Origin of the sequence: Shewanella sp. 10N.286.54.B9 (assembly GCF_041468565.1) — a bacterium.
Lineage (GTDB): Bacteria > Pseudomonadota > Gammaproteobacteria > Enterobacterales > Shewanellaceae > Shewanella.
Window position 1 is genome coordinate 189,918 of sequence record NZ_JBFRIY010000038.1, and the last position, 11,165, is coordinate 201,082.

At 42.1% G+C, this 11,165-nt stretch carries 10 protein-coding genes; all 10 read left to right on the forward strand.

Annotation, left to right across the window (positions count from 1 at the left end; all coding sequences use genetic code 11):
* Positions 1-94 precede the first annotated feature (94 nt).
* Positions 95-1,291, forward strand: coding sequence for an ABC transporter permease (locus tag AB4135_RS14510; RefSeq protein ID WP_371994001.1), 1,197 nt, complete (start codon positions 95-97; stop codon positions 1,289-1,291).
* 274 nt (positions 1,292-1,565) lie between these two features.
* Complete coding sequence (locus AB4135_RS14515; RefSeq protein ID WP_371993963.1) at positions 1,566-2,990, forward strand: serine hydrolase domain-containing protein; 1,425 nt, start codon at positions 1,566-1,568, stop codon at positions 2,988-2,990.
* A gap of 542 nt (positions 2,991-3,532) precedes the next feature.
* Entirely contained in the window at positions 3,533-4,894 is a 1,362-nt protein-coding gene (locus AB4135_RS14520) for a Na(+)-translocating NADH-quinone reductase subunit A (protein WP_371993965.1), read from the forward strand.
* Complete coding sequence (locus AB4135_RS14525) at positions 4,894-6,108, forward strand: NADH:ubiquinone reductase (Na(+)-transporting) subunit B (protein ID WP_371993967.1); 1,215 nt, start codon at positions 4,894-4,896, stop codon at positions 6,106-6,108. The genes AB4135_RS14520 and AB4135_RS14525 overlap by 1 nt, the downstream gene beginning before the upstream one ends.
* Complete coding sequence (locus AB4135_RS14530; protein ID WP_371993969.1) at positions 6,098-6,247, forward strand: hypothetical protein; 150 nt, start codon at positions 6,098-6,100, stop codon at positions 6,245-6,247. Before AB4135_RS14525 ends, AB4135_RS14530 begins: the two co-directional genes overlap by 11 nt.
* Positions 6,247-7,029: a Na(+)-translocating NADH-quinone reductase subunit C gene (locus tag AB4135_RS14535; RefSeq protein ID WP_371993971.1), complete on the forward strand. Its 783-nt coding sequence runs from the start codon at positions 6,247-6,249 to the stop codon at positions 7,027-7,029. The genes AB4135_RS14530 and AB4135_RS14535 overlap by 1 nt, the downstream gene beginning before the upstream one ends.
* Positions 7,029-7,652, forward strand: a complete 624-nt coding sequence (locus AB4135_RS14540; RefSeq protein ID WP_371993973.1) for an NADH:ubiquinone reductase (Na(+)-transporting) subunit D — start codon at positions 7,029-7,031, stop codon at positions 7,650-7,652. Before AB4135_RS14535 ends, AB4135_RS14540 begins: the two co-directional genes overlap by 1 nt.
* A gap of 8 nt (positions 7,653-7,660) precedes the next feature.
* Positions 7,661-8,269, forward strand: a complete 609-nt coding sequence (gene nqrE, locus AB4135_RS14545; RefSeq protein ID WP_020912964.1) for an NADH:ubiquinone reductase (Na(+)-transporting) subunit E — start codon at positions 7,661-7,663, stop codon at positions 8,267-8,269.
* A gap of 53 nt (positions 8,270-8,322) precedes the next feature.
* Positions 8,323-9,540, forward strand: a complete 1,218-nt coding sequence (nqrF, locus tag AB4135_RS14550) for an NADH:ubiquinone reductase (Na(+)-transporting) subunit F (RefSeq protein WP_371993975.1) — start codon at positions 8,323-8,325, stop codon at positions 9,538-9,540.
* Positions 9,541-10,063: 523 nt separating this feature from the next.
* A complete protein-coding gene (locus AB4135_RS14555; RefSeq protein WP_371993977.1) occupies positions 10,064-10,819 on the forward strand; it encodes a putative porin in 756 nt (251 codons plus the stop codon).
* Positions 10,820-11,165 lie beyond the last annotated feature (346 nt).

Genomic DNA, 11,165 nt, shown 5'->3' on the forward strand with positions numbered 1-11,165 from the left:
TAAAGTGACTAAAGCCATATTTAATACCAGTACCTCATCGACATTCGCCAGTGCTTCAGTCTATTTGGAAGGCATCAAACAAGCTTTTGATGAGATGCGTCACCATAAGTTACGCACTTTACTTACATTACTTGGAATGATTTTCGGCGTAGGCGCGGTAATTGCTATGCTCAGTGTTGGTGAAGGAGCTGAACGTGAAGCCTTGAAGATGATTGAGTCCATGGGAGTGAATAACCTGGTCGTTAACTCTCGGGGAACAGAAGGAGAAGCATTAAAAGCGGTTCGTGAGCATAGTGTTGGTTTGAGCCTGCGTGATGTAGACAGTGCGACAGATACACTGCCATTTGTGAAAAGTTGGAGCGCCGAGAAGAATGTAAAAGTCTTTAGTCTATTTAGTTTAAAGGGCAGAAGTGATGCGTTGGCGGTAGGGGTTACACCGAGTTATTTTGGTTTAAGTGCGCTGCCATTAGGCGAAGGACGAGTCTTTAACGCGAATGATGAAGCTCATTTCGAGCAGGTCGCTATATTAGGCCCTGAAGCTGCGCGTAGTCTATTTCCACAAGGGGATGCACTAGATAACTTGGTTAAGGTTAATCACCAATGGTTCACCGTTGTTGGGGTGCTATCTGAAAAAGAAGGCACTAAATCGAGTATCCAAGGAGTGAAACTAGGTGGCGAGCGAAATCAGGTTTTTATCCCACTGAGTACAGCGCTGAAAAAAATGCAGTTTAAGCACTTAGAAGATGAATTGGATTCTTTTAAATTAGCACTGGTTGATGGTGTCGATCCGACATTAGCCTCGAAAAGCTTGCAACACCTACTTAATCGTCGCCATGGCGGCGAAAAGGATTTTGATGTTGTTGTACCAGCCGATCTGCTTGCCCAACATCAGAAGACGCAACAGATATTTAATATCGTTATGGCTTGTGTTGCTGGGATCTCATTGCTGGTGGGCGGCATTGGCATTATGAATATTATGTTAGCGACTATTCTAGAGAGAACTGGCGAAATTGGTCTTTTGAGAGCATTAGGCGCTAAACGCAAGGATATTGCGCGTCAATTTCTCATCGAGAGTATCGCAATCTCCGCAACTGGCGGCATTATCGGTATTGGCGTTGGGCTATTGTTGGCGTTGGTGATCTCTTCCGCAGCCGGCTGGCCAGTAGCTTGGTCTCCTTTCGCTATTGTACTCGCGCTGGGAGTTTGTATGACCATAGGCGTGGGTTTTGGATTATACCCCGCTAAAAAGGCAGCCAAACTAGACCCGATAGTGGCCTTGCAAAGAGATTAGCGATTACAGAAAATCGGCTCAAAAATAAAGGAGTAACATCGCTGATGTTGCTCCTTCTATTACTAATCATCTGTTGTCTGTAAATGCTCTACCAAGTGCTACAAATTTAACACCTGATTACCTATCTTTTCCCTATGTTCTAATTGTTGCTTGAGCTGATTATATTTCACTTTACGGTTATTGCAGTATGCAACAACATCGCTCTGGCTGCTCAATATATGGATGTAAAAGATATATTAAACTGCTGAACAACATGGATAAAAGTGACCTTATTATGAATAGGCTAAAAAAATGGATTTTTGCTTTCGCAGTGTACCTAGTGACGAGCAATACCGGTTTTGCTAAATCTGCGGTAGAGGGAATATGGCAAGGGATTATTATCGAACAAGGGGTTGAGCAACGGCTTATTTTTACTATAAAACGTAATGAGTACCATAAGTTAACAGCCCACCTAGACGCACCGGATGATGGCTGGATGAGGATACCGGCAACAATTAGTCAGGAGCTGAGTAAAATTGCTATCAGTTTGCCGACAATAGACGCCTCATTGACTGGTGAGTTAATGCATGGCGGTAAGTTTATTGAAGCACAATTTATTTGGCAAGGGCAGGTAACGCCAATCAGACTGCGTGCCATTGAGCTAGCGCCACCAGCCTCCGCTGCTATTTATAGTACAAAATTGTCAAATAACTTGTTAGCGGAGTATTTCGACCGATTGAAAACGGTTTCACTCCCTGAGTTTGAAAACACCATTAATGAAACTGGCAATATGTCTCATCTAAATGCTGTACTTATCTATAGTCACGGCAAACTAATATTAGAAGAATATTTTAATCAATTAGATGAAAATACCTTGGCGAACATTAAATCAGTTAATAAGAGCTTACTGTCAATACTGGTTGGTATCGCTATCGACAATAAATTCATCAACAATATAGATGAAACTATTGGTCAGTATCTGCCAAACTATAAAGTGTTTAGAGAGGACAGGGTTAAAATGCAGATCCGTATTCGAGATCTGCTTAACATGAGGGCTGGCTTTGATTATGACGAAATGGCCAGTTATCGTTTTGGAGAACACCCTATTTGGGACTCTCGAGACTGGGTTAGACAAATATCTGAGTTAAATATGGCACATAAGCCAGGAGAGCGGTACCGATATGGCACCGTGCAGACACATTTGCTATCGGCTATTTTAACTAATGCAACTGGCATGGATACGCTTTCCTTCGCCAATAAGTATCTATTTCATCCGTTAAATATTGATGGCGTTGTTTGGTATCGTTCCCAAAAAGGGGTCTATATGGGAGGCTCTGATATGTTTTTAACGCCAAGAGAAATGTTACAGATCGGCCAGCTTTATCTAAATAAAGGTCTGTACAAACAACGACAAATTGTGAGTAAACAGTGGGTTGAACGTTCACTTATTGGCGACTTTCCCGAAGAAAAGATCTCTGATACAGATCATTATGGCTATTTATGGAAACGTTTTAAGATTCGTGGCATGAATGCTTATAGAGCTGCAGGATTTGGTGGCCAGTTTATTATTAATATTCCAGAGCTGGATACTTCAATTGTGACAACGGCAAACCCTAATTATTTGTCAGAGGGGGAGCGTAATGCAGATGAGGTCATGCAACTAGTCGTTAAGTTGGTGGATCAAGTCGCAGCAAATCAACACAATGTGCGCAAACTATAGCAGCATAATAAAACGGCAAGTGATGCCAAGGCTCGATGACTTCGTTATTGGTATCGTTTGCTTTTAACATATTTAGTACAGCGTTTTCTAAAGCCCCATCGATACAATAACCTTACGTTTTACATCGAATAAATCGTTAAACCATCAAATTAATGTAGTTTTATTAGCAGCTTGTCATTAGCCGGTTTTGTCGGGCAAGTGGGATAATCCAACTAAGCTGTCTTTCTTAGCATTTAAATCTGTGCTGCATCGCTAGAGACTCTATTGGCTAATAGCTGCAGCTACTTGTTACAATCCATTTTCATTTTGCACTCTGGCACATAAAACAAACCTTGAAAGTGAAAGGTTATTTGTGTTGTAAAATTACAGTTAAGTGCCGAGTGGTTAGCGATACGTGCTGTTATTGCTATTTCATTAGCGCTATCTGTTCTTTTATGTACCTAACTTACAAGATCCGTAGCGAAGTGTGATGTCAAACGTGGAATATTAGTTAACAAACAACTACTATTAGTCATCCAATTATTTAACGGTTGATGTTTGTAATGACAGGTTATTCAAACCCAGTTATAACAGTGAAAAAAGGCCTCGACGTGCCAATTGCTGGCGAGCCAAAGCAGGTTGTTGACGCTAGCAAATCCTGCTCCCATGTTGCACTTTTGGGAGAGGAATATGTTGGCTTAAAACCAACGATGTTAGTAGAAATCGGCGATTTGGTGCAAAAAGGGCAAGTTCTTTTTGAAGATAAAAAGAATATTGGTGTTAAGTATACTGCACCTGCAAGTGGCAAAATCAAAGCTATCAACCGTGGTGAACGTAGGCTTTTTCAGTCTATTGTCATTGAATGCAATCAAGGCGATTCGATTCATTTTGGTATTGATGAAGATATTCAAGAGTTAAGTCGTAGCCAAGTCCAAGCTAAACTCGTCGATAGTGGCTTGTGGACAGCATTGCGCACCCGACCTTTTTCACGAGTTCCCCATTTAGATACTGCGCCGGCGGGCATTTTTGTGAGCGCGATGGACAGTAACCCATTAGCTGCGAATCCTTTAATTGTTATTGCTGAGCAAGCTGATGCGTTTGCTGCTGGACTTGCTGTTTTAGGTAAACTTACCGATGGTAAAGTTCATTTGGGTCAAGCGCCTGGCGAGAAGCTACCTGGCAGTGAATTGCCTCATGTCAGTAATCATTATTTTGAAGGGGTCCATCCAGCAGGTCTAGTCGGTACCCATATCCACTTTATTCTGCCAGCGAGCCTCGAACGACCTGTTTGGCATTTGGGTTATCAAGATGTTATCGCTTACGGCAAACTGTTTTTAACCGGTGAGATCTATACTGATCGTGTTATTTCTCTCGCTGGACCAGATGTTATCGAGCCGCGGTTAGTTCGCGTTCAAACCGGTGCTTGTTTATCTGAAGTGGTCGCTGGTGAACTGCAACAAGGTAACTCTCGCGTGGTTTCTGGTTCTGTCTTGTCGGGCCACACTGCTTTTGGCGTCCACGATTTTCTCGGCCGTTTTCATAATCAGGTTAGTGTGCTTCAAGAAGATTCACAACACCAGCTATTGCCATGGGTAAGAGGTGGTTCTGAAAAATTCTCCATCACCCGTGCAGTTACATCTCGCCTTAAAGGCGCCAAGAAACTATTTAATTTTACTACCCACACTGGTGGTTCAGCTCGCGCAATGATGGCTTTTGGTCAACTAGACAGAGTGATGCCACTCGATGTATTGCCAACACTATTAGTACGCGATCTTGTTGTTAGAGACACCGATGAAGCGCAAGCCCTTGGAGCATTGGAACTTGATGAAGAAGATTTAGCATTATGTACCTTTGTGTGCCCCGGCAAGTACGATTTTGGTAAAGAGCTACGTGCTTGTTTAGAAATTATTGAGAGGGAAGGTTGATGAGTCAACAAGATAAAAAGCCCGATATGCAAGAGGATTATTATGCACCGGGCAACTCAGTAAAGGGCTATTTGCACTCTTTACTAGTGGCTCATGGACGAAGTACTAAAGGTAAAGTACATGTTCGAGATGCCATTGATGTAAAAAGAACCATGACGATTGTCGGTTTATGTTTACTGCCTGCCATCTTGTTCGGTATTTATAATATCGGCCTACAAGCACAGATTGCAGTTGCGTCTGGTTTAGAAGCTTCTAGTGTGTGGCAGCTTATTCCATTTAATGCCATTTTTGGAGGCATGACTGAGCAAACAGGCTTTGTTGGCTTAGTTATTTACGGCTTAAGTTTGTATGCTCCTATCTACATAACAGCATTGTTAGTGAGTCTGTTTTGGGAAATGGTATTTGCTAAAGTACGCGGCCAAGAACTACACGAAGGCTTCTTTGTTACTGCGTTGCTATTTACCTTGATTTTGCCTGTTTCTACGCCGCTTTGGCTAGTGGCGATGGGGATCACCTTTGGTGTCATTATGGCAAAAGAGGTGTTCGGTGGCATGGGATACAACTTCCTTAACCCCGCATTAGCAGGTCTGGCGTTTATCTATTTTGCTTATCCATCACAGGTTACTGCTGTTACTCAACTCGTTGCCGTAGATGGTTTCTCTGGTGCGACAACGTTAATGCAAACAGCTGCAGGCAAGATGAGTTTTGCTGATTATGCTTGGTATGAAGCGTTTAGCGATCCTAACTGGTGGAATGCGTTCTTTGGTTTTACAGTGGGCGCTATTGGTGAAACCAGCACTCTGGCATTATTGATAGGTGGAGGGTTCTTGATCCTTACCCGTCTTGCCGACTGGCGTATCGTAGCGGGTGTACTTGCAGGCATGATAGCGACAGCCACGCTGTTTAACCTCATTGGTTCATCTAAAAACGAGCTGTTTGCGATGCCATGGACTTGGCATCTAGTAACCGGTGGTTTTGCAATCGCAATGATGTTTATGGCAACAGATCCTGTTACCACATCTTATACCCGTAAAGGCAAAGTGGCCTATGGACTGTTAATTGGCTTCATGACCGTGCTTATTCGCGTTGTTAATCCAAAGATGCCTGAAGGTGTGATGCTCGCGATATTGTTCGCCAACCTATGGGCGCCAATCTTTGATTACCTAGTCGCCAAAGCCAACATAAAACGGAGACTAAAACGTAATGGTCTTTAAAGCTAATCAAAATGCCAATTCTATTGCTGTGGCAATGCCAGCGATGTTATTAGCCAAACTCTGGGAAGCGATATTTGAGTACCTACTCTATCGTATGCCTAAAAGTGCAAAGCAGGTCAATACGGGGAATAAAGCGTAATGGCATTTAAGAAAGATTCATTTTTGGGCACGATGATTTTTACCGTGACCTTGTGCTTATTGTGTTCATTTATGATCACCGGTACTGCTGAGCTGCTCAAAGAACGCAAGCTTGTCAAAAAACGCGATGAGCTTAAGCGAAACGTATTGATAGCTGCCGATGTCGACATCGCCGATAAAGACTTCAGAGCGATATTCGACAAAGACGTTAAGCCTTTATTAGTGACGCTCGAGACTGGTGATGTTGCAGTGGGCGCTGAAACTAACGTGCTAGATTTTGATGACAAAATGGCGGCAATTAACCCAGAAACATCCGTTAAGCTTGCGAAAAAGCAAGATAAAGCCAAAATCAAAACCCGTGCTAACCAAGTACGAGTATTTAAAGTTTTTGATGACAATAACCAGCTAGAGGCCGTTGTTTTGCCTATTTACGGTAAAGGATTATGGTCGATGGTTTATGGTTATGTTGCGTTGCAACCCGATTTAAACACTATTGAAAATGTGGTGTTTTATGAACATGGTGAAACCCCTGGTATTGGTGATTTCCTTAACGACCCAGAGTGGACCAATAAATTCCATGGTAAGCAGCTATTTAACGACAAGGGAAAAGTCTCTTTCAAAGTTGTTAAAGGTGGTGCAAAAGCCGGAGATGTTCATGGTGTCGATGCTGTCAGTGGAGCAACAATGACTGGCCGTGGAGTTCAGCGAGCGGTGCAGTTTTGGTTTGGTGCTGATGGATTTGAAACCTTCCTAAATAAGCTAAAAGCGTCGGAGGCTAAGTGATGAGTACTCAAACTGCATCAACTCGTGACATTTTAACCAGTCCTATTTTCAGCAATAACCCAGTAGCCATGCAAGTGTTAGGGGTATGTTCGGCATTAGCTGTTAGTAACTCAATGCAAACCGCATTAGTGATGACAATCGCTGTTACCTTTGTTCTGGTATTTTCGAATTTAATTATCTCTAGCATACGCTCACTGATCCCTAATAGCGTGCGTATTATTGCGCAAATGACAGTCATTGCTTCATTAGTGATTATTGTTGATATGGTACTGCAAGATGTTGCATATGAGCTATCGCGCCAGCTGTCAGTATTTGTTGGATTGATTATTACTAACTGTATCATCATGGGACGTGCTGAAGCATTTGCAATGAAGAATCCACCACATCTCGCTGTGGTGGATGCTGTGGGTAATGCAATGGGATACGGCGTGATCTTATTGGGTGTGGCGTTTGTTCGTGAACTACTGGGTAGTGGTACCTTGTTTGGCCATGAAATTTTACAAACCGTTGAAAACGGCGGTTGGTATTTAGCTAATGAGATGTTCAAGCTACCACCAAGTGCGTTCTTCTTAATTGGTTTGATGATCTGGTCAATTAACGTCATTCAGCGTAAGCGAGGGTAGTAGGCGATATGGAACATTATATAAACCTGTTTATTCAGGCTGCGTTTATCGACAACATGGCACTGTCATTCTTCATGGGAATGTGTACTTTTTTAGCCGTGTCTAAGAAAGTGTCGACCTCCTTTGGTTTGGGGATCGCGGTTATCGTGGTAATGACGTTAGCTGTGCCACTTAACCAAATCATTTACGCCAATGTCTTAGCGCCTGGTGCCCTAGCTTGGGCAGGTTACCCTGCATTAGATTTAAGCTATTTGCAGTTAATTACCTTTATTGGGGTGATTGCAGCCTTGGTACAGATCTTAGAGATGTTTTTAGATAAGTACATTCCAGCATTGTATGACTCTCTTGGTATTTTCTTACCTTTGCTAACGGTAAACTGCGCGATTTTCGCCGGTGTTATCTTTATGGCAAACCGTGATTACTCACTGGGTGAGTCGGTGGTGTTCGCAGCAGGTTCAGGCTTTGGCTGGGCAATGGCGATTGTGATGCTGGCTGGATTACGTGAGCGGATGAAATTCCATGCAATACCTGAAGGGCTACAGGGCATAGGTATTGTATTCATTACCACCGGTTTGATGGCACTAGGCTTTATGGCTTTCTCTGGTATTTCTATTTAAGCCTGATTAGTTAAGCAGCTTAATTAAAACGAATTAAACAAAAGGTAAATTCGATGGAAATGGCAATTGGTATCGGTATGTTCACCGTAGTGGTAAGCATGTTGGTCATGGTGATTTTATTCGCCAAAAGTAAATTGGTTTCTACGGGTGATGTTAATATCCGTATTAATGACGACGCTGAAAAAAGCATTTCAACAGCGGCGGGCGATAAACTGCTTGGCGCATTGGCGGGTAAAAATATCTTTATTCCATCAGCCTGTGGCGGTGGCGGCACTTGCGGCCAATGTCGCGTAACGGTCAAATCTGGTGGCGGCGATATTTTGCCCACAGAACGTGATCATATCAGTAAGAAAGAGGCAAAAGAGGGTTGCCGTTTAGCCTGTCAGGTCTCAGTTAAAACGGATATGGAGCTTGAGGTTGAAGAGGAGATCTTTGGCGTTAAGAAGTGGCAATGTGAAGTTATTTCTAACAATAACACTGCGACTTTCATTAAAGAGTTATTGCTGAAACTACCAGAAGGCGAAGACGTTCTTTTCAAAGCAGGTGGCTATATTCAAATCGAAGCGCCTGCGCATACTGTCAATTATGCAGACTTTGATATTCCCGCTGAGTATCGTGATGATTGGGAGAAGTACGAGCTGTTTAAGCTAGTCTCAAAAGTCGATGAGGATGTTTTACGTGCTTATTCGATGGCTAACTACCCTGATGAAAAGGGGCGTATCATGCTTAACGTACGTATTGCGACGCCACCTAATGACAAAGTGGCTCCGGGTAAAATGTCATCGTACATCTTTAACCTAAAGGCCGGTGATATGGTAACTATCTCAGGTCCATTTGGTGAGTTCTTCGTTAAAGAGACCGATGCCGAAATGATTTTTGTTGGTGGTGGTGCGGGTATGGCACCAATGCGTTCACATATCTTCGATCAGCTTAAGAGCAAAAAGACGCAACGCAAGATGAGTTTTTGGTACGGTGCTCGTTCAACACGTGAAGTGTTCTATCAAGAAGATTTCGACATGTTAGCTGCTGAGAATGAAAACTTTGTCTGGCATGTCGCGCTATCAGATCCGTTACCTGAAGATAACTGGACCGGTTACACGGGCTTTATTCACAATGTATTGTTTGAAAACTACTTGCGTGACCACAAAGCGCCGGAAGATTGTGAGTTCTATATGTGTGGCCCTCCAATCATGAACTCATCAGTGATTAACTTGCTAGAAAGCTTAGGCGTAGAGCCTGAAAACATCCTACTTGATGACTTCGGTGATTAAGCTAATACATGAGTGATAATAAAAACGCAGCCATTGAGCTGCGTTTTTTGTTTTTAGAGTGTCATTATGGGCGGCTTTTTAAAGTGTGGCCCTACAACTATGATGAACTCATCAGTGATTAACTTGCTAGAAAGCTTAGGCGTTGAGCCTGAAAACATTCTACTTGATGATTTCGGTGATTAAGAGTAGCTCAATCGTTAAATAAGAAAACGCAGCTATTTTTGCTGCGTTTTTGTTTTTAGAGTGTTCATAATACAGAAAGACTTTAAGGTGTGGTCATACTGGATAGTGTAAATCTATGTTTTCGCCGCTATGGCGGCGTAAGTAACTATAAAGCAGCCTAATTTATTTACATTTAACTGTTAGTTGTATTATATTGCAAATTCGCTAGGAGAGCGAAGGCGTCAACTTGAAGTATACGCTAGTGAAACAAAGGACATAATTCTTATCATAAAGCCCTTCAACAGGTTGGTCATCTGATCTTGCTCTCTTAGTGTTAATTAATCATTTAAGGGAATAAATAATGAAAAAAACACCAATTGCATTAGCTTTGCTGCTTAGTGCTGCAGCACCTTCTACTTTTGCGGCAGATAATGAGTTTCAAAATGAAGCGAGTGTCAGGTACAGCACTAATTCTGAAGAAGTCAGCGATGGAGTTTGGAATGTCGCGTATAGATACTATTTTGAAGCAGTCGATCAAAATAATGGTCCATTTGCACTTAATGGTTTTCTTGCTCAAAAATCAAACCTTGGCGCTAATTATTTACATTATGATATAGCTAATTTTGATGTTAACGCATTAGATATCGATGGTACATTTGTATTCGACTCAAATTGGTTTGTCTCAGCCGGATACGGTAGAGCAAGTGTTGATAATCGTGATAGCAATAATTATAGAGCTGAAGTCGGTTATTATTTCAATTCCTCTTCTGCTGTGTCGGCATTTTATTCAGATGGCGATGATAATGCAGTAGAGCAATATGGATTAGCAGTTCGTAGTTTTATCGCCTTAGAGTCGACAGCAGGAGTTGATCTTTCTGCAAATTGGTCTCATACAGATTTTGACGATACATATAATGTCGGCGCTGATTGGTATGTTACTAATTCTTGGTATGTCGGGGCAAACTATTTCGATACCGGATCAAGCGATTATTCTATTAGTACCGGCTATTGGTGGCAGTTCTCCGATACATTCTCTGCTACATTTGATGCTTCTAGACTCATCGATTCTGATGTAGACGGCGTTAACTTATCAGCAAGTATCGTTGGTCGATTCTAATCCAGTAATAGAGGCTGTATCGTCAATACAGCCCAAATCAGCAGTTTTTCTATCCAGCATAGTCGCTGATTTGTTTTGCTAAATGATGTAAAGCCAACCTTAAGTAGTACTAGATATTCTAGTGCTACTTTTACATTGAGTAGCAATCGTATCCAGCCACTAATTAATTGTTCATCATAATATAAAGGCCAGTTAAGCTACTTTATTGAGACAAGTTGCTTTTATCGATTTTGCTGCTGTCTATAGCCGCCAGTTATACAAGTTCAGGTAAGCATCTGTGCGTAGCTTTACCGCTGTTTAATGCTGTTTTCTATATAAAATCATTTATTTTTTAATCCTACCTTGC

Bases quoted from the DNA above. Each gene is read 5' to 3' on its own strand.
- AB4135_RS14515 (WP_371993963.1), top strand. From the start codon at position 1,566: ATGAATAGGCTAAAAAAATGGATTTTTGCTTTCGCAGTGTACCTAGTG.
- AB4135_RS14520 (WP_371993965.1), top strand. From the start codon at position 3,533: ATGACAGGTTATTCAAACCCAGTTATAACAGTGAAAAAAGGCCTCGAC.
- nqrF (WP_371993975.1), top strand. From the start codon at position 8,323: ATGGAAATGGCAATTGGTATCGGTATGTTCACCGTAGTGGTAAGCATG.
- AB4135_RS14530 (WP_371993969.1), top strand. From the start codon at position 6,098: ATGGTCTTTAAAGCTAATCAAAATGCCAATTCTATTGCTGTGGCAATG.
- AB4135_RS14510 (WP_371994001.1), top strand. From the start codon at position 95: ATGCGTCACCATAAGTTACGCACTTTACTTACATTACTTGGAATGATT.
- AB4135_RS14555 (WP_371993977.1), top strand. From the start codon at position 10,064: ATGAAAAAAACACCAATTGCATTAGCTTTGCTGCTTAGTGCTGCAGCA.
- nqrE (WP_020912964.1), top strand. From the start codon at position 7,661: ATGGAACATTATATAAACCTGTTTATTCAGGCTGCGTTTATCGACAAC.
- AB4135_RS14525 (WP_371993967.1), top strand. From the start codon at position 4,894: ATGAGTCAACAAGATAAAAAGCCCGATATGCAAGAGGATTATTATGCA.
- AB4135_RS14540 (WP_371993973.1), top strand. From the start codon at position 7,029: ATGAGTACTCAAACTGCATCAACTCGTGACATTTTAACCAGTCCTATT.
- AB4135_RS14535 (WP_371993971.1), top strand. From the start codon at position 6,247: ATGGCATTTAAGAAAGATTCATTTTTGGGCACGATGATTTTTACCGTG.